Source organism: Pseudoxanthomonas sp. SL93 (assembly GCF_026625825.1).
Classification (GTDB): domain Bacteria; phylum Pseudomonadota; class Gammaproteobacteria; order Xanthomonadales; family Xanthomonadaceae; genus Pseudoxanthomonas_A.
Map to the genome: position 1 here is coordinate 2,126,639 of NZ_CP113065.1, position 17,390 is coordinate 2,144,028.

14 protein-coding genes, 1 other RNA gene and 1 pseudogene are annotated in these 17,390 nt (G+C 68.1%); 1 reads left to right on the forward strand and 15 read right to left on the reverse strand.

The genetic code is table 11. The annotated features are described in order from the left end of the window. Positions 1-56 precede the first annotated feature (56 nt). The 13 genes and pseudogenes from ftsA to mraZ form a co-directional block, all read right to left on the reverse strand. Positions 57-1,292: a cell division protein FtsA gene (gene ftsA / locus OVA13_RS10085; RefSeq protein ID WP_267790356.1), complete on the reverse strand. Its 1,236-nt coding sequence runs from the start codon at positions 1,290-1,292 to the stop codon at positions 57-59. Further along, positions 1,289-2,095, reverse strand: a complete 807-nt coding sequence (locus OVA13_RS10090) for a cell division protein FtsQ/DivIB (RefSeq protein WP_267790357.1) — start codon at positions 2,093-2,095, stop codon at positions 1,289-1,291. The genes ftsA and OVA13_RS10090 overlap by 4 nt, the downstream gene beginning before the upstream one ends. Beyond that, entirely contained in the window at positions 2,095-3,057 is a 963-nt protein-coding gene (locus tag OVA13_RS10095; protein WP_267790358.1) for a D-alanine--D-alanine ligase, read from the reverse strand. Before OVA13_RS10095 ends, OVA13_RS10090 begins: the two co-directional genes overlap by 1 nt. Beyond that, a complete protein-coding gene (murC, locus tag OVA13_RS10100) occupies positions 3,054-4,505 on the reverse strand; it encodes a UDP-N-acetylmuramate--L-alanine ligase (protein WP_267790359.1) in 1,452 nt (483 codons plus the stop codon). Before murC ends, OVA13_RS10095 begins: the two co-directional genes overlap by 4 nt. A 111-nt stretch (positions 4,506-4,616) precedes the next feature. Continuing rightward, a complete protein-coding gene (gene murG / locus OVA13_RS10105) occupies positions 4,617-5,702 on the reverse strand; it encodes an undecaprenyldiphospho-muramoylpentapeptide beta-N-acetylglucosaminyltransferase (RefSeq protein WP_267790360.1) in 1,086 nt (361 codons plus the stop codon). Further along, positions 5,699-7,003 carry a putative lipid II flippase FtsW gene (gene ftsW / locus OVA13_RS10110; protein WP_267790361.1) on the reverse strand — a complete coding sequence of 435 codons (1,305 nt, stop codon included), beginning with the start codon at positions 7,001-7,003 and terminating at the stop codon, positions 5,699-5,701. Before ftsW ends, murG begins: the two co-directional genes overlap by 4 nt. Next, positions 7,003-8,088: a phospho-N-acetylmuramoyl-pentapeptide-transferase gene (gene mraY, locus OVA13_RS10115; protein WP_267790362.1), complete on the reverse strand. Its 1,086-nt coding sequence runs from the start codon at positions 8,086-8,088 to the stop codon at positions 7,003-7,005. The genes ftsW and mraY overlap by 1 nt, the downstream gene beginning before the upstream one ends. Continuing rightward, a complete protein-coding gene (gene murF / locus OVA13_RS10120; RefSeq protein WP_267790363.1) occupies positions 8,078-9,445 on the reverse strand; it encodes a UDP-N-acetylmuramoyl-tripeptide--D-alanyl-D-alanine ligase in 1,368 nt (455 codons plus the stop codon). Before murF ends, mraY begins: the two co-directional genes overlap by 11 nt. Beyond that, a complete protein-coding gene (locus OVA13_RS10125; RefSeq protein WP_267790364.1) occupies positions 9,442-10,911 on the reverse strand; it encodes a UDP-N-acetylmuramoyl-L-alanyl-D-glutamate--2,6-diaminopimelate ligase in 1,470 nt (489 codons plus the stop codon). The genes murF and OVA13_RS10125 overlap by 4 nt, the downstream gene beginning before the upstream one ends. A 128-nt stretch (positions 10,912-11,039) precedes the next feature. Continuing rightward, positions 11,040-12,749 (reverse strand): annotated as a pseudogene (locus tag OVA13_RS10130) (penicillin-binding transpeptidase domain-containing protein); the annotation flags it as partial. Beyond that, entirely contained in the window at positions 12,746-13,009 is a 264-nt protein-coding gene (gene ftsL / locus OVA13_RS10135) for a cell division protein FtsL (RefSeq protein ID WP_267790365.1), read from the reverse strand. The gene ftsL and the pseudogene OVA13_RS10130, both read right to left, overlap by 4 nt. Then, positions 13,006-13,974 (reverse strand): 16S rRNA (cytosine(1402)-N(4))-methyltransferase RsmH, encoded by a 969-nt coding sequence (gene rsmH, locus OVA13_RS10140; protein WP_267790366.1) that lies wholly within the window; start codon positions 13,972-13,974, stop codon positions 13,006-13,008. Before rsmH ends, ftsL begins: the two co-directional genes overlap by 4 nt. Then, positions 13,971-14,417, reverse strand: coding sequence for a division/cell wall cluster transcriptional repressor MraZ (gene mraZ, locus OVA13_RS10145; protein ID WP_267790367.1), 447 nt, complete (start codon positions 14,415-14,417; stop codon positions 13,971-13,973). Before mraZ ends, rsmH begins: the two co-directional genes overlap by 4 nt. 321 nt (positions 14,418-14,738) lie before the next feature. On the opposite strand from mraZ, the gene OVA13_RS10150 reads away from it, so the two are divergent. Then, a complete protein-coding gene (locus tag OVA13_RS10150; RefSeq protein WP_267790368.1) occupies positions 14,739-15,512 on the forward strand; it encodes an NRDE family protein in 774 nt (257 codons plus the stop codon). Between the two features lie 231 nt (positions 15,513-15,743). On the opposite strand, the gene rnpB is transcribed toward OVA13_RS10150, so the two are convergent. Continuing rightward, an RNA gene (gene rnpB / locus OVA13_RS10155) (RNase P RNA component class A) lies at positions 15,744-16,149 on the reverse strand. Positions 16,150-16,197: 48 nt separating this feature from the next. Next, a complete protein-coding gene (chrA, locus tag OVA13_RS10160; protein ID WP_267790369.1) occupies positions 16,198-17,370 on the reverse strand; it encodes a chromate efflux transporter in 1,173 nt (390 codons plus the stop codon). Between the last annotated feature and the right edge of the window lie 20 nt (positions 17,371-17,390).

Consider the following 17,390-nt stretch of genomic DNA (forward strand, 5'->3'; position numbering starts at 1 on the left):
GTGCTTCGTCTCTCGTGCCTTCCGCGCTTGCCTGCGGCCATTCCGGCCCGCATCACTCAGAACTCGCCGCGGTACCAGTTCTGCAGTTTCTTGAACCAGCTGCCCGCCTTGCCCGTGGGCAATGACGGACGGCGGGGGTGTTCGATCTGGCTGCCCATCAGCAGCAGGCCGACGCCGGTGGCATGCACCGGATTGCCGACCACTTCGCCCAGCCCGGTGACGTGCTGCGGGATGCCCACGCGCACCGGCATCTGCAGCATTTCCTCGGCCAGCTCGACCACGCCTTCCATCTTCGACGCGCCGCCCGTCAGCACCATGCCGGCGCGCACGCGCTCTTCGAAACCGGAACGGCGCAGCTCGGCCTGCACCATCTCGAAGATCTCCTCGTAGCGCTGCTGCACGGCCTGCGCCAGCGAATGGCGCGGCAGGCGGCGCGGCGGACGATCGCCGACGCTGGGTACCTGGATGCTTTCCTCGGCAGTGGCCAGCTGGGCCAGCGCGCAGGCGTAACGCACCTTGATCTGCTCGGCTTCCGGCGTAGGTGTACGCAGCATGTGCGCGATGTCGTTGGTCACCTGGTCGCCGGCGATCGGCAGCGACGCGGTGTGGCAGATCGCGCCCTGCACGAAGACCGCCAGGTCGGTGGTGCCCGCACCCATGTCGACCAGCACTACGCCGAGTTCGCGTTCGTCGCTGGTCAGCACGGCCACGCTCGACGCCAGCGAAGAGAAGATCAGGTCGTCGATCTGCAGTCCGCAGCGCTGCACGCACTTGCTGATATTGGCGGCCGCGGACTGCGCGCAGAACACCAGGTGCGCGTCCACTTCCAGGCGCACGCCGGTCATGCCGACCGGATTGCGGATGCCTTCCTGGGAGTTGTCCAGCTTGTACTCTCGCGGGATGGCATGGAGGATCTTCTGGTCCGCCGGGATCGCCACCGCCTTGGCGGCCTCCAGCACGCGATCCAGGTCGCCCCAGGTCACTTCGCCATCGCGGATGGGCACGATGCCGGGCGAATTGCGGCACTGCACGTGGTTGCCCGAGATCGATGCGTACACCGAACGGATCTCGCAGCCCGCCATCAGCTCGGCTTCCTCCACCGCGCGCTGGATGGACTGCACCGTCGATTCGATGTCCACCACCACGCCGCGCTTCAATCCGCGCGACTCATGCGAGCCGATGCCGATCACTTCGATCGGATTGCCCGGGGCGTACTCGCCGACCAGCGCCGTCACCTTGGAGGTGCCGATATCCAGTCCGACGATCAGCGATTTGTCACCCTTGCGATTCATGTATTGCCCTGTTGAGTAGCGGGAGCGGGAAGTGCCGGAGCGGAAGCCGGTTGCCCGGGCGGCAAAGCACCGCCCTCTGCATTTCCCCCATCCTGTTGTCCTGTCTGTGCCCTGCCCCAGCTCAACGCGAATCCGTTGGTGTAGCGGAGATCGGCACGCTCGAGCGGTTGCGCCTGGTTGGCCAGCAGCTGCGGCAGCATGCGTGCGAAGCGGCCCAGACGCGGACGCGCGTCGGCGCGCCCGACCACGACTTCGGTACCGTTGCCCAGTTGCAGCGACCAGCTGCCGCGGCGGTCCATCACCAGCGTGTGCACGTCCAGACCCATCGGTGCGAACAGCTGGCGCGATTCGTTGTAGAGCGCGGTCACTTCCTGCACCTGCGAGTCCGGCCCGCCCAGCTGCGGCAGCTTGAGCGTGCGCAGCTCCTTGGGCATCGGAAACAGGCGTCCGTGCTCGGACAGCAGGCGGTCCTGGCCCCAGCGCGCGAACGGCTTGTGTTCGACGATGCGGATTTCCATCACGTCGGGCCAGCGCTTGCGTACTTCCGCGCGCTCCACCCACGGCAGTTTCTCCACCGCCTTCTGCGCATCGGACAGGCGCACCGCGAAGAAGCCGCGCTGCGCGTACGGCAACACGACCTGGCGCAGCTGCGCGGCGTCCACGCGCGCGAACTCGCCCTGCACGCGCAGCCTGGTCAGCGGCCAGCGTTCGGCGCCGATCCAGCCGTTCACCACGGCAACCACCGGCAACGCGACCAGCGCGATGGCGATCAGCCAGGTGACGATGCGCAATGCGGCGTTCATCAGCCCGCGACCCCCGGCAATGTCTGTTCGAGGATGCGCCAGCACAGTTCTTCGAAGCCCACGCCCGCCTTGCCCGCCGCCTTGGGTACCAGCGAGTGGCTGGTCATGCCCGGCGCCGTGTTGACCTCGATCAGCTGGAAGCCGTGCACGCGGTCGAGCATCACGTCCACCCGACCCCAGCCGCTGCAGCCGGCGGCGTGGAAGGCGGCCAGCGCCAGCTTGCGGATGGCGTCTTCATCGTCTCCCTCGAGACCCGGGCAGAGGTACTGGGTGTCGTCCGCGATGTACTTGGCGTGGTAGTCGTACCAGTCGCCGGCGGGCACGATGCGGACCGACGGCAGCACCACGCCGCCCACGATGCCGACCGTGAACTCCTCGCCCTGCACCATCTGCTCCATCAGCAGTTCGCGGGGATAATCCGCCGCGAACGCGGCAGCCGGCGCCAGGTCAGCCTCGTCGAGGATGCGGAACACACCGACGCTGGAGCCTTCGCTGGAAGGCTTCACGAAAACCGGCAGGCCCAGCGAGCGCGCGGCCGCCGTCATGTCGGCGCCGGGCGCGATGCGCACGAAGCGTGGCGTGGGCAGGCCTTCGGCCATCCACACCTGCTTGGTGCGGATCTTGTCCATCGTCAACGCGGACCCCAGCACGCCGGGGCCGGTGTACGGCACGCCCAGCGCATCCAGCAGGCCCTGCAGCACGCCGTCCTCGCCCCCGCCCCTGTTGCCGTGCAGGATGTTGAACACGCGGTCGACCTTTCCTTCACGGATGGCATCGACCAACGCGGGAATGCCGTCAACCGCGAACGCCTGCACGCCGCGCGCCTGCAGCGCTTCCAGCACGTTGCGGCCGGAATCCAGCGACACCTCGCGCTCGGTGCTGGTGCCGCCCAGCAGCACGGCGACACGCCCGAAGCCGGCCGGGTCGGTGATGCGCAGGGCCGGGAAGGTGGTCGCGCTCATGCGCCCTCCTTCCCTTCGAAACCATGAGCGGCGATGTGGGGCGCGATATGGCCGATGTCGCCGGCGCCCATCATCAGCAGCAGGTCGCCGTCCTGGAGCACGTCCGGCAGCACGTCGATCAGCTCGGCCACCTGGCTGACCACCACCGGTTCGTTGCGGCCACGCGCACGGATGGCGCGCGCCAGCGATTTTGAATCGGCACCGGCGATCGGCGTTTCACCTGCCGGATAGACCTCGCTGAGCACCAGCGCGTCGGCTTCGGAGAGCACGGCGGCGAACGCGTCGAACTGGTCGCGCGTGCGACTGTAGCGGTGCGGCTGGAACGCGACGACGAGCCGCTTGTGCGGCCACCCGCCACGGGCAGCGGCGAACACCGCCGCCAGCTCCCTCGGGTGGTGTCCGTAGTCATCGACCAGTTGGACGCGCGCGCCCTGCGGCGTGGCGATCTCGCCCAGGTCGTTGAAACGGCGGCCGATGCCGGCGAACTTCTCCAGTGCGGCGGCGATGTTTTCCGGCGACACGCCCAGCTGCCAACCGACGGCGGCGGCGGCCAACGCGTTCTGCACGTTGTGGCGGCCGGGCAACGCCAGGCTGACGCGGATGCTGGCGTCTTCCGGCAGGCGCAGCGTGAAGCGCATGCGTCCGGCCTCCTGTTCGACGTCCTCGGCGCGCACGTCGGCGTTCTCGGCAAAGCCGTAGCTCATCACGTGGCGCGGAGTCTCGGCGGCGATCGCGGCCACTTCAGGATCATCGATGCACAGCACCGCCAGGCCATAGAACGGCAGGCGCTGCAGGAATTCGGCGAACGCCGCCTTCACGCGTTCGAAGTCGTTGCCGTAGTTTTCCAGGTGGTCGGCGTCGATGTTGGTGACGATGGAGATCAGCGGGTTCAGGCGCAGGAAGCTGCCATCGCTCTCGTCGGCTTCGGCGACCAACCACTGGCCGTCACCCAGCTTCGCGTTGGCGCCCGCGGCCAGCAGTTGCCCACCGATCACGAACGTCGGGTCCAGGCCGCCCTCGCTCAGCACCGCGGCGGCCAGGCTGGTGGTCGTGGTCTTGCCGTGCGTGCCCGCCACCGCGATGCCGCGGCGGAAGCGCATCAGTTCGGCCAGCATCGCTGCACGCGGGACGATGGGAATGCGCTGGCTGCGCGCTTCCATCAGCTCGGGGTTGTCCTGGCGGATCGCGCTGGACACCACCACGCAGTCCGTGCCGAGCACGTTGGACGCGTTGTGGCCGCGCATCACGCGCGCGCCCAGGGCGGTCAGGCGGCGGGTCGCGGCATTGTCGGCGTTGTCCGAGCCGGAGACTTCGTAGCCCAGCGTGCACAGCACTTCGGCGATGCCGCTCATGCCCGAGCCGCCGATGCCGACGAAATGCACCCGGCGGAATTCCTTCGCCAGGTTGCCCGTGTGCTGCAGGCGACGCTCGCGTGCGGCAGCCATCATGCGACACCTCCGGTGCCGTGATGGGTGACGGGTGATTGGTGATTCGCAAAGGCGGGCGGCACCGTTCGCGCGCCGACTGCGGCCTCGCTTTCACGGATCACGAATGACGAATCACGAATCACGGCTTGCTTCCTCAAGAATGATGTCGGCGATGCGGTCGGCCGCATCGGTTCTGGCGAGTGCGCGGGCGGCGTCGGCCATCGCGCGGCGCTTGGCGTCATGGGCCGCCAGGTCGCGCAGCGCATCCGCCAGCGACGCGGCAAGGGCGTCGTCCTGCTTCAGCAGCACGGCCGCGCCGCGCTCGACCAGGTATTCGGCGTTGCGGGTCTGGTGATCGTCCACGGCCTGGGCGAACGGAACCAGTACGCTGCCCACGCCGACGGCGCACAGCTCGGCCAGCGTCGATGCGCCCGAGCGGCACACCACCAGGTCGGCCCACGCGTAGGCGGCCGCCATGTCGGTGATGAAGGCTTCCACGCTGGCGTCCACACCCGCGTCTGCATACGCCTTGGCGGCTTCGTCGCGCAGCTTCTCGCCGCACTGGTGGCGCACGTCGATGGGCGTGGCGGACAGCGACGCGATGGCCTTGGGCACGGCCAGGTTCAATGCGCGCGCGCCCTGGCTTCCGCCCAGCACCAGCAGCCGCAGCGGACCCTCGCGACCCGCGAAGCGCTGCGCCGGCGGCGCCACCGCGGCGATCTCGTCGCGCACGGGATTGCCGACGACTTCCTCGCGTTGCGGGAATGCGCCAGGGAATCCGGTCATCACGCGGCGCGACATCCTGACCAGCACGCGGTTGGTGAAACCTGCGGCACGATTCTGTTCATGCACGAGCAATGGCGCGCCCATCAGGCGTGCCGCCACGCCGCCCGGCCCGGCCGCGAACCCGCCAAAACTCACCACCGCGCGCGGGGCACGGCGACGCAGCACGAAACCCGCCGCGCGGATCGCGCGCAGGATGCGTACCGGCGCGCCCAGCAGCGCCAGCTTGCCCTTGCCGCGAAGCCCGCTGATGGCCAGCGTGTCCAGTTCGATGCCATGCGGCGGTACCAGGCGTGTTTCCATTGCCCCGTCGGCGCCCAGCCACACGACCGGCACGCCACGCGCGCGCAGCACCTTCGCGACGGACAGCGCGGGAAAGATGTGGCCGCCGGTGCCGCCGGCCATGATCATGACGGGAGAGCCCGCATTGCTCATGCGATCCTCTCGAAGGTGGGTTCGACGCGCGAACGCAGCCGACTGGTGCCGCGCAGGGTCTGCGAGATGGAATTCGCGGCGGTAGCCACCGGGGGCGGCGACACTGGCGCAACGGGCGGGTGCGCATCGTTGGCACCTTGCGCGGCCTCACCCCGCAGCGCGACCTGGCGCTGCGTGCGCTCCAGTTCGTACGACACGCGCAACAGCAGGCCCATCGCCACGCAGGTCATCAGCACGCTGGAACCGCCGGACGAGATCAACGGCAGGGTCAGCCCCTTGGTCGGCAGAAGCCCCAGGTTCACGCCCATCGAGACGAAGCTCTGCATGCCGATCCACAGCGCAACGCCGAACGCGACGTAGCCCGCGAAGTGCCGGCGCATCTCCACGCAGCGCAGGCCGATGACGAAGGCGCGCCCGACCAGCAGCGCGTACAAGGCCACCACAGCGCAGATGCCGAGGAAGCCCAGCTCTTCGCCGATCACCGAGAAGATGAAGTCCGTATGCACTTCCGGCAGGTAGTTCAGCTTCAGCACCGAGCCGCCCAGTCCGATGCCTGCCCATTCACCGCGGCCGATCGCCATCAGCGCGTTCGTCAGCTGGTAGCCGCTGCCGAACGGATCGGCCCACGGATCGGCGAACGAGGTGAGGCGGCGCATGCGGTAGGGTTCGGCGATCGCGATCACCGCCAGGATGGGCAAGCCCACCAGCACCGGGCCGAACATGCGGGGCATGTTGACGCCACCCAGCACCAGCATGCCGGCGGTGATGGCCAGCAGCAGCGACGACGACCCGAAGTCGGGCTGCATCAGCAGCAGCGCGACCAGCACCACCACCACGCCCAACGGCTTCAGCATCGCGGTCCACGTCGCATTGACCTCGTCGCGGAAGCGCACCAGGTAACTGGCGAGCCAGACGATGAAGAACACCTTCACCGCTTCCACCACCTGGAAGTTGGATACGCCCAGGGTGATCCAGCGATGCGCGCCCTTCACGCTGACACCCAGGCCGGGCACGAACACCAGCAACAGCAGCACCACGCAGCCGAGCAGCAGCAGGTGGTTGCGTGCCTCGATGCTCTTCAGCTCGGTGCGCATCACCCAGTACGCCAGGCCCATGCCCACCAGCAGGAACATCACGTGGCGCAGCAAATAGTAGAACGGGCTGCTGGCCTGGTAGATGGAACTGGACGCCACCATCACCACGCCCAACGACGCCAGCGCCAGCATGGCGCCGAGCAACCAGGGGTCGAAACGGCCCCCGATGGCTTCCAGTCGCGTCGCTTGGCGTGGCGTGTCGTTCATCAGCGCACCTTCAGCGTGGCCAGGCCGACGAGGACCAGCACGACGGAGATGATCCAGAAGCGCACGATCACGCGCGGTTCCGGCCAGCCCTTCAGTTCGAAGTGGTGGTGGATCGGCGCCATCCGGAACACGCGCTTGCCGGTCAGCTTGAACGACGCCACCTGGATCATCACCGACAGCGTTTCGATGACGAAGATGCCGCCCATGATCACCAGTACCAGTTCCTGGCGCACGATCACCGCGATGGTGCCCAGCACGGCGCCGAGCGCAAGCGCGCCGATGTCGCCCATGAACACCATGGCCGGATAGGTGTTGAACCACAGGAAGCCGAGCCCCGCGCCCGCGATCGCGGCGCAGATGATGGTCAGCTCGCCTGCGCCCGGCACCGGCGGGATCTGCAGGTAGCTGGAGAACACCGCATTGCCCGAGGCATACGCGAACACGCCCAGCGCGCACGCCACCAGCACCGTCGGCATGATCGCCAGGCCATCCAGGCCATCGGTCAGGTTGACCGCGTTGGAGAAGCCGACGATCCAGAAATAGGCGATGGCCACGAAGCCGATGCCGGCCAGTGGCATGGCGATGGACTTGAAGAACGGCACGTAGAAGGTGGTGGCGGCCGGCACGTCGGCGTACAGGTACAGGTACAGGCCCGCAGCCAGGCCGAAGATCGACTGCAGCAGGTATTTCCAGCGCGACTTCAGGCCGTTGGGGTCGCGCTTGACGATCTTGATCCAGTCGTCATACCAGCCGATGGCGCCGAACGCCGCCATCACCAGCAACACCACCCACACATACTTGTTGCGCAGGTCGCCCCACAGCAACACCGACAACAGCACCGTCATCAGGATCAGCGCGCCGCCCATCGTCGGCGTGCCCGCCTTCGAGAAGTGCGTCTGCGGACCATCCTGGCGGATCGGCTGGCCACCCTTCAGCTGCCCCAAGCGACGGATCACCGCCGGGCCCAGCCACAGCGACAGGAACAGCGACGTCAGCGCCGCCAAGATCCCGCGGAAGGTCAGGTAGCCGAACAGGCCGAAGAAACTCTCCAGCCCCTGCAGCCAACGGGCAAGTTCAAGCAGCATGCGGTGTGTCCTCCCCGGTGGACAGCAGTGCGGCGACGATGCGGTCCATCGCGCTGCCGCGCGACCCCTTGACCAGGCAACGCACGCCGGCGTGCAGGTCGGCGCGGAGCGCCTCGACCAGCGACGCGTGGTTTTCGAAAGAACGGGCGCCCTCGCCGAAGGCGCGCGAGGCGGCTTCGCTGAGGGGGCCCAACGTGTAGAGGCGGCGGATACCGGCGGCGCGCGCGCGCCTTCCCGCTTCCGCATGCAGTGCTTCGCCGTCCTGTCCCAGTTCGCGCATGTCGCCCAGCACCAGCCAGCCCTCGCCGCCACCGGCTGCGAGCAGATCGATGCCGGCGTAGAGCGAGCCCGGATTGGCGTTGTAGCTGTCGTCGATCAGCACCGCGCCGCTCGGCAGCGTGTGCAGGATCTGCCGGCCGGCCACCGGCTGCGCCGCTGCCAGGCCGTCTGCGATCATGCCCAGCGACACGCCGCAGGCCATCGCCAGTGTGGCCGCCGCCAGCGCGTTGAGCACGTTGTGGCGTCCCGGCAGGTGCAGGTCGACCGCCACCTCGCCATGCGGCGCCACCAGCACGAACTGCGAGCCGTCGGCGGTCGGCCGGATGTCGCGGGCGGTGATGTCCGCACTGGATTCCAGCCCGAAGCGCAGGATGCGACGGTCCGGAACACGGCTGGCGAAGTACTCGGCGAAGGCATCGTCGGCATTGATGACGGCCGTACCGTCGACCGGCAGCGCTTCGTAGATCGCGCCCTTGGTCTCGGCCACGCCCATCAGCGTCCCCATGCGTTCCAGGTGCGCCGGCGCGATGTTGTTCACCAGCGCCACTTCCGGCGTGACGATGTCCGTCAGGTAGGCGATGTCGCCCGGCTTGCCCGCGCCCATCTCGTACACGGAGAAGTCGGCATCGTCGGGGGCGTCGATCACCGCCATCGGCAGGCCGATCTCGTTGTTGCGGTTACCGGGGTTGAAGTAGGTGACGCCTGCGCGCTGCAGGATGGACACCACCAGCGCCTTGACGCTGGTCTTGCCATTGCTGCCGGTGATGGCGACCACCTTCTCCACGTGGTCGCGCTGCAGGCCCGCGGCGATGCGCGCGAGTGCGAGCAGCGTATCGGGCACGATGACCTGCGGCACGTCGACCTTGACCGCATGGTCGACCAGCACCGCGCTCGCACCGCGCATGGCGGCGTCATAGGCGAAGTCGTGGCCGTCGAAACGCTCGCCGCGCAACGCGACGTACAGGCTGCCCGGCACCAGCGCGCGGGTGTCGTGCGCAAGCGTGCCGATCACCAGGTCGTCGCCGACCAGTTCGCCACCCGCCCAGTGCGCCAGCAGGGAAAGGGGAAGACGCTTCATGCGCGCGCCTCCAGTGCCTGCCGCGCCACCGCGGTGTCGTCGAACGGGTGCCTGACGCCCTGGATTTCCTGGTACGGCTCATGGCCCTTGCCGGCCACCAGCACGATATCGTCGTTGCCCGCCTGTGCGATGGCATGGGCGATGGCCGCGCCACGGTCGCGCAGCACGGTGACGTCCTGCGGACGCGTGAAGCCGGCCAGGATGTCGGCGACGATGCGGTCACCATCCTCGCCGCGCGGATTGTCGTCGGTGACCACCACCACGTCGGCAAGCCGCTCGGCGATGGCTGCCATCTGCGGGCGCTTTCCGGTGTCGCGCTCGCCGCCGCAGCCGAACACGCACACCAGTCGCCCGTGCACGTGATCGCGCAGGCTGGACAGCGCCTGTTCGAGCGCGTCGGGCGTGTGCGCGTAATCGATCACCACCAGCGGCGCCTTCTCGTCGCCGCCCAGGCGGTTCATGCGGCCGTGGATCGGCATCAGCCGCGAGAGCGTGCGCGCGACGTCGGCCGGCGCATCGCCCAGCGCGTACAGCGTGCCGGCCACGGCCAGCAGGTTGTCCACGTTGAACCGGCCGAGCAGGCGCGACTGCACCGGGTTGGATTCGCTGCCGATGACCAGATCGAAACTGATGCCGCTGCCGTCCAGCCGCAGCTGGTCGGCGCTCATCTCGGCACCGGCCTGACCGCGCGAGCTCAGTCCGACGCGCTGCACGCCGTGCGGTAGGTTGCCGAACAGCTGGCGGCCGTACTCATCGTCCAGGTTGATCACCGCGGACTTCAGGTCGGGGCGCGAGAACAGCAGCGCCTTCGCTGCGCCGTACCGCACCATGTCGCCGTGGTAGTCCAGATGGTCGCGCGTGAGGTTGGTGAACACCCCCACGTCGAAATGCACCGCATCCACGCGCCCTTGGTCCAATGCGTGCGAACTGACTTCCATCGCTACCGCCTTGGCGCCGGCATCGCGGAACTGCGCAAGCAGCGCATGCATCTGCAGCACCAGCGGCGTGGTGAAGCCGGTCGGAACCACTTCGCCGTACATGCCCGCGCCCAGCGTACCGACCGTGGCGCAGCGGGTACCGCGCAGATGCCAAGCCTGGGCCAGCAACTGCACGGTGGACGTCTTGCCGTTGGTGCCGGTGACGCCCACCATCTTCATGTCCTGCGACGGCGAGGCGTGGAAGCGGTCGGCCAGTGCGCCCATGCGCGCGCGCAGGCCGGGCACCGCAATGGCGCCCTTCGGGGCTTCCAGGCCCTCGGGCACCGGCGGCTCGAACAGGATCGCACTGGCGCCCTTCTCCTTCGCCTGCTCCGCGAAGTTGAGCCCGTGCGCGCCGAATCCGGCGATCGCCACGAAGGCGTCGCCCGCCTGCACAGCGCGACTGTCCAGGGTGAGGCCACGCACCACGATGTCGCGCGGTACGTCGACGTCAGGCAGCAGTTCGGCCAGCGACATCATCCGCCTCATCGCGTCGCCCCCGCTTCCGGCAGGACCGCCTGCGGCGCAGCGAATGCGGGCAGGTCCGTGGCCTCCGGCACATCGTCGATGGCGGCTGCCGTGCCCGGCGCGCCGCCCGTGGTCTTCTGCGTGTTCTTGGCCTGCACCGCCAGCCAGGTTTCGATATCGTCCGGCGGTACATCCATCAGCCGCAGCGTCCCGTCCATCACGTCATGGAAGACCGGCGCGGCGACCAGTCCGCCGTAATAGCCACCTTCCTGCGAATCGTTGATCACCACCACGGCTGCAAAACGCGGATTGCTGGCCGGCACCAGGCCGGCGAAGAACGAGGCGTAGCGCCCCTTCGCGTAACCACCGCCCGAGGCGACACGGGCGGTGCCGGTCTTGCCCGCCACGCGGTAGCCCAGCACGCCGGCGCGCTTGGCGCCGCCTTGCGTCACCACGGTTTCCATCATGCCGACGACTTCGCGCGCGATCGCCGGATCCAGCATCTGCACGGTTTCGCCACGCTGGCCCTTCACGAACGTGGGCGTCACCAGCCTGCCGCCGTTGCCCAGCGCCGAGTAGGCGCGCGCGATCTGCAGCGGCGTCGCCGCCAGGCCATAGCCGTAGGACATCGTGGCCTTCTGCAGGCCGTTCCAGCGGTCCGGCGGCGCCAGCATGCCGGCGGATTCGCCCGGGAAGCCGCTCCCGGGCTTCTGGCCATAGCCGAAGCTGCGGATGCTGTCGTAGAAGTAGGCGTTCGGCAGCTTCTCGGCGATCTTGATCGAACCGATGTTCGAGCTCTTGGTGATCACGCCGGTGACGGTCAGCACCCCGTTGTTCCGCGGCACGTCCTTGATGGTGTAGCGGCTGTTCAACGCCATGTAGCCTGGATTGGTGTTGATCAGGGTGGAAGGCGTGACCGCCCCGGCCTTCAGCGCCGTCGAAACGGTGAGCGGCTTCATGGTCGAACCCGGCTCGAGCATGTCGGTCAGGGCGCGGTTGCGGCGCGCATCCGGCTTTACGCGATCGATCGCGTTCGGGTTGTAGGTGGGCAGGTTGACCATGGCGAGCACTTCGCCGGTGCTCACGTCCATGATCACGATGGAACCACTGCTGGCCTGATGCTCGATCAGCGCTTCACGCAGTTCACGGAAGGCCAGGTACTGGATGCGACGGTCGATGCTGAGCGTCAGGTCCTTGCCCGGCTGCGCGGAACGGATCAGGTCCACGTTTTCGACGATGCGGCCGCGGTTGTCGCGGATCACCTTCTTCGCGCCCGGCTCGCCGCTCAGCCATTCGTCGAAGGCCAGCTCCAGCCCTTCCTGTCCGCGGTCATCGACATTGGTGAAGCCCAGCACGTGCGCCATCGCCTCACCCTGCGGGTAGAAGCGGCGGAACTCGCGCTGCGAGAACACGCCCGGGATCTTGTGGTCCACGATGCGGCGCGCTTCGTCCGGATTGATGCGGCGCTTGAGGTACAGGAACTCCTTGTCCGCGCGCTGTGCCAGCCGCTGCGTCAGGTGGTCGACCGGCACCCCCAGCACTTTCGCCAGCTCCGGCAGGCGGTCGGGATTCTTCAGCAGTTCCTGCGGGTTGCCCCACACCGATTCCACCGGCGAGGACACCGCCACCGGCTCGCCATTGCGGTCGGTGATCATGCCGCGCGAGGTGGGGATCGGGATCTCGCGCAGGAAGCGCTCGTCGCCCTGCCGCTGGTAGAAGTCGTTGTTCACCAGTTGCACGTAGGCCGCGCGCCCGATCAGGCTGACCGAGCACAGGCCCATCGCGCCCAGCACCAGCGCCAGGCGGCCACGCAGGTTGAAGCGTGCGCGGTTGCGGTTCTTGACGGGTGCGGCGGTCATGGGCGGATCACCACGACGTCGTCCGTCTCCGGGAACTTCATCCCCAGCCGGGTGCGCGCGATCTGGTCGATGCGGTTGCTCTCCGCGACCGTGGCCTGCTCGAGCTGCAGGCGGCCGAACTCCACGTTCAGCTCGTCACGCGCGCGCTCCAGCCGGGTCACTTCGTCGAACAGCACGCGGTGGCGGTGGCGCGCGTAGATCACGCCGATGGCGGAGGCGATCGTGGCCAGCACCAGCACGGCGAGCAGCAGGCGGATCATGCGTCCACCGCCAGCTTTTCCGCCACGCGCAGCACCGCGCTGCGGGCGCGCGCATTGGCGGCGATCTCGTCGGCCTCGCCCTTCTGCGCATCGCCGATGGCGCGCAGCGTGGGGACGAACGTGTCCAGCGCGGGCAGGCGGCGATTGGCCGGGGGCGCCTTCGCATGCGTATTGATGAAGCGCTTGACGATGCGGTCTTCCAGCGAGTGGAAGCTGATCACGGCCAGCCGGCCGCCGGGCTTCAGGCGCTCCAGCGCGGCGTCCAGGCCCGTCTCCAGGTCGGACAGCTCGCGATTGATGTGGATGCGGATGGCCTGGAAGCTGCGCGTGGCCGGATGGATCTTGTCGCCGCGCGGCATGACCGACGCGATCACCGCGGCCAGGTCGCCCGTGCGGGTGAACGGCTGGGTGGCGCGGCGGGCGACGATGGCGCGCGCGATGCGGCGGCTCTGCTTCTCTTCGCCGTACGTCCACAGCACGTCGGCGATCTCGCGCTCATCGGCGCGTGCGATCCATTCCGCTGCGCTCTCACCGGACTCCGGGTCCATGCGCATGTCGAGCGGACCATCCTTGCCGAAGCTGAAGCCGCGCTCGGCCACGTCGAGCTGCGGCGACGACACGCCCAGGTCGAGCAGCACGCCATCCAGCCCACCGGCGGTTTCGTCCCACTGCGCCATCGACGCGAAGCTGCCGCGGCGGATCGCCACGCGCGCATCGCCGGCGAACGTCTGTCCGGCATGTGCGATCGCTTCGGGATCCTTGTCCATCAACAGCAGCCGGCCTCCCGGGCCGAGTCGTTGCAGCACGCCGCGCGCATGGCCTCCGCGCCCGAAGGTGCCGTCCAGGTACGTTCCGTCCTCTTTCACCTGCAGCCCTTCCATGACCTGCGTGTACAACACCGGCAAGTGCAGCGCGGGAAGGTGATCGGCCGGCGCGGACTGCCGCGTGCCGTCACCCTTGCTCACAAGCGCAACTCGAGCATGTGTGCGCTCAGATCGTCGTCGGTGAGGGTCTGACGGATCTGCGCGTGGTGTGCCTGCTCGCTCCAGAGTTCGAACTTCTCGCCCATGCCCAGCAGCACGGCCTTCTTCTCGATGCCCACCGCGCTGCGGTGGCTGGCCGGGATGCTGATGCGTCCGTTGCCGTCCAGTTCCACCGGCGACGCCGCACCCACCAGCTTCAGCTGCAGGCTGCGATGTGCGCGCTGGGTGGTCGGCAGCTTGTTGACGTCGTCACGGACGCGCTGCCATTCCTTTTCGGGGTACAGGTACAGGCAACCCGCTTCGAACGGGTTGTAGGTGATGACCAGGCGGTTCCCGCACTCGCGCGCGACCAAGTCACGGTAAGCGGTGGGTACCGCCAGCCGTCCCTTGTCGTCCACTGTGATGGCGGTCTCACCCTGAAACACGGCCCCTGCCTTCCCGGTTCGCTAAAAGAGCGATCAATTGAACCACGAAAAACCACGTAAAACCCGGTTTTCCCTCTGCTGCCCACATTAGCACCGCGCACAAGGTTGTCAACAGGCGACAGGACAAAAAATCACTTGGCGGATCAATGGCTTGCAACGAACTTCAGAGACTTGTTCAAGCCTTATCCACAAGTTGCTGTTTAGTCTCAAATTTTGAGATTGAAGGAGGGTTCAGTGAGGTGACCAAGGCTTCACGCGCTTCTCACGTTCCGCTGGTCGGGCCGACTGGCCCTGCGCGGGCACGCGGGTGAGAATCGGGTCATGTGCCTGCTTGCCCTCGCCTGGAAGACCCATCCGCGCTGGCGATTGCTGATGGCCGGCAACCGCGACGAGTTCCACGAGCGGCCCAGCGCCCCACTCGCCCACTGGACCGATCATCCGCGCGTGGTCGCGGGCCGCGACCTGCACTCCGGCGGCACCTGGGCGGGGGTGGACATCGAGGGGCGCATGGCGGTGGTCACCAACGTGCGGGATCCGGCCATCCAGCTGGCCGGCGCGCCCTCGCGGGGGCAGCTGGTGACAGGCTTCCTCGCCGGCACGGACACGGCCGACCACCAGGCCTGCGGCCTGCTGGCGGCTGCCGAGGTGTTTGCTCCGTTCAACCTGCTGCTCGCCGATGGCAGCCACTGCGAGTACGTCAGCAACTACCCGATCCCCCGCCGCACGGCGCTGGGACCGGGCATCCATGGCCTGTCCAACGGCGACCTGGACGAAGCCTGGCCCAAGACCGTCGCGCTGAAACAGCGGATGGCGGCGTGGCTGACCTCCGGCGAGACCGACGTCGCCGCGTTGTGGACGGCCCTGGCCGACGAAACACCCGCCGACGACAACGATCTGCCTGACACCGGCGTGGGCCTGGCGCTGGAGCGGATGCTTTCGCCCGCCTTCATCCGCGGCGAAAGCTACGGCACCCGCGCCTGCACGCTGATCGCGATCGACTACGACGGCCATGGCTGGATCAGCGAACGGCGGTTCGGGCCGGGCGGGATGTTCGAGGGGGAGACGACGTTGCGGATCGGACGCGTTGCGCAGTAGGTAGAGAGAGAAAGCTGGCTTGCTGACCGCTCCCTATCCGCGGACACACCCCGGTCGCGACTCACGTCGCTCCTGCAAGGAGCATCAGGGATCGCCCGCCTTACCCGCCCCCTGAGTCAGGGGGCGGCGAGCGCGCAGCGCGAGCGGGGGTCTGGAGGCCAAGGGCCTGGGGCCCAAGGTCTGCGCCGCAAACCTTGGGGCTTTCCAAAGCGCCGGTGGCGCTCTGGAAAGCGGCGGAGCCGGCCGATAAGCCGGGTTCTGTCGTGGACAGTCATTCCTCTAGGCGCAACGTCACCGTCACGCTCAAGCAACCTACCCGGACCCGACGCGGGCCGCGCCATGAGGTCCCTATTTGGTCTTGCTCCCGGTGGGGTTTGCCGTGCCGGTCTGTTGCCAGACTCGCGGTGCGCTCTTACCGCACCATTTCACCCTTGCCACGCATTCCGTCCACCTTGCGGTGGCTGGAACACTTGGCCGGACTTGCGTCCGGCAAGTGATCCTCGAAATCGTTCGGCGGTATCTTTCTGTTGCACTTTCCGTCGGCTTGCGCCGCCCAGGCGTTACCTGGCACCGTGCCCTGTGGAGCCCGGACTTTCCTCGGCATTGTTTCCAATGACGCGACTGTCTGGCCGGCTCCGCCATCTGCATTGTCGCACAGCTGCGCAGACCCTCCGATCCGTCGCGTTCACGACAGCCCATGCGCCAGCATGCCCACGAACGGCATCACCAGCACCAGCCAGGCCATCGGCATCCGAGCGACCGTCAGCGCGGCGAAGCCCGCCACCACCGCCACCACATCGCCAGGGCCAAGCACCGCCGCTGTCCACAGCGGGTCGTAGAGGGCGGCCAGCAGCAGGCCAACGACCGCAGCGTTGACGCCGGCCAGCACGCCGCGAATGCGGGGCCACGCGGCCGCGCGTTGCCAGAATGGCAACACACCCACCACCAGCAACCACGAGGGCAGGAAAATGGCGATCACCGCCAGCAGCCCGCCCGGCCATCCCCCGGGGCCAGCCTCCATCGCCGCCCCCAGGTAGCCGGCGAAGGTGAACAGCGGCCCCGGCATGGCCTGTGCTGCGCCGTACCCCGCCAGAAACGCATCCTGCGACAACCACTGAGGGTCCACCACGCCGGCCTGCAACAAAGGCATGACGACGTGACCACCCCCGAACACCGCTGCGCCGGTCCGATAGAAGACGGCAAACACGTCCAGCGGCTTACCCTCCGCGCCGCCGCCGCCCGCCGCGATCAGCAGCACCGCGAAAACCGCCAGCGCCAACGCACCCCAGTGCCGCGATGGCGTGCCCGACACGCTTGCGACTGGCGGCCTGGCCGCGCCCGGTTGAGCCAGCCCCACCAGCGCGCCCACGGCGATAACCGCCCATGGCATCCATGCCATCGGCCAGGCGAGCAACGCCGCTGCACATGCCAGCATCAACAGTCCCATCGTGACCGTGCGGCAGAAGGCACGCGCCATTCCCCACACCGCATGCGCCACCACGACCACCGCCAGCAGCTTGAAGCCGTGGATCAGTCCTTCGGGCACCGCGTTCCGCCACCAGGAGAGGCTCGCACCAAGAGACACCATCAGCAGCGCGGAGGGAAGCGTGAACCCGCACCAGGCGGCCAGCGCGCCCGGCAAGCCCGCGCGACCCAACCCGATCATCATGCCGACCTGGCTGCTGGCAGGTCCTGGCAGCATCTGGCCCAGGGCCACGATGTCGGCATACCCTGCTTCGTCCAGCCAGCGGCGACGCACGACGAACGCCTCACGGAAGTACCCCAGGTGCGCGAGCGGGCCGCCGAACGAGGTCATGCCCAGGCGCAGGAAGATCAGGAAGACACGCCAGGCTTCCATGGCATCAGCGGGGACGGCCG

Excerpts from the sequence above, each read along its gene's own strand:
- OVA13_RS10090 (WP_267790357.1), bottom strand. The coding sequence starts at position 2,095 with ATGAACGCCGCATTGCGCATCGTCACCTGGCTGATCGCCATCGCGCTG.
- OVA13_RS10125 (WP_267790364.1), bottom strand. The coding sequence starts at position 10,911 with ATGAGGCGGATGATGTCGCTGGCCGAACTGCTGCCTGACGTCGACGTA.
- murC (WP_267790359.1), bottom strand. The coding sequence starts at position 4,505 with ATGATGGCTGCCGCACGCGAGCGTCGCCTGCAGCACACGGGCAACCTG.
- murF (WP_267790363.1), bottom strand. The coding sequence starts at position 9,445 with ATGAAGCGTCTTCCCCTTTCCCTGCTGGCGCACTGGGCGGGTGGCGAA.
- chrA (WP_267790369.1), bottom strand. The coding sequence starts at position 17,370 with ATGGAAGCCTGGCGTGTCTTCCTGATCTTCCTGCGCCTGGGCATGACC.
- ftsL (WP_267790365.1), bottom strand. The coding sequence starts at position 13,009 with ATGATCCGCCTGCTGCTCGCCGTGCTGGTGCTGGCCACGATCGCCTCC.
- ftsW (WP_267790361.1), bottom strand. The coding sequence starts at position 7,003 with ATGAACGACACGCCACGCCAAGCGACGCGACTGGAAGCCATCGGGGGC.
- OVA13_RS10150 (WP_267790368.1), top strand. The coding sequence starts at position 14,739 with ATGTGCCTGCTTGCCCTCGCCTGGAAGACCCATCCGCGCTGGCGATTG.
- murG (WP_267790360.1), bottom strand. The coding sequence starts at position 5,702 with ATGAGCAATGCGGGCTCTCCCGTCATGATCATGGCCGGCGGCACCGGC.
- ftsA (WP_267790356.1), bottom strand. The coding sequence starts at position 1,292 with ATGAATCGCAAGGGTGACAAATCGCTGATCGTCGGACTGGATATCGGC.
- OVA13_RS10095 (WP_267790358.1), bottom strand. The coding sequence starts at position 3,057 with ATGAGCGCGACCACCTTCCCGGCCCTGCGCATCACCGACCCGGCCGGC.
- mraY (WP_267790362.1), bottom strand. The coding sequence starts at position 8,088 with ATGCTGCTTGAACTTGCCCGTTGGCTGCAGGGGCTGGAGAGTTTCTTC.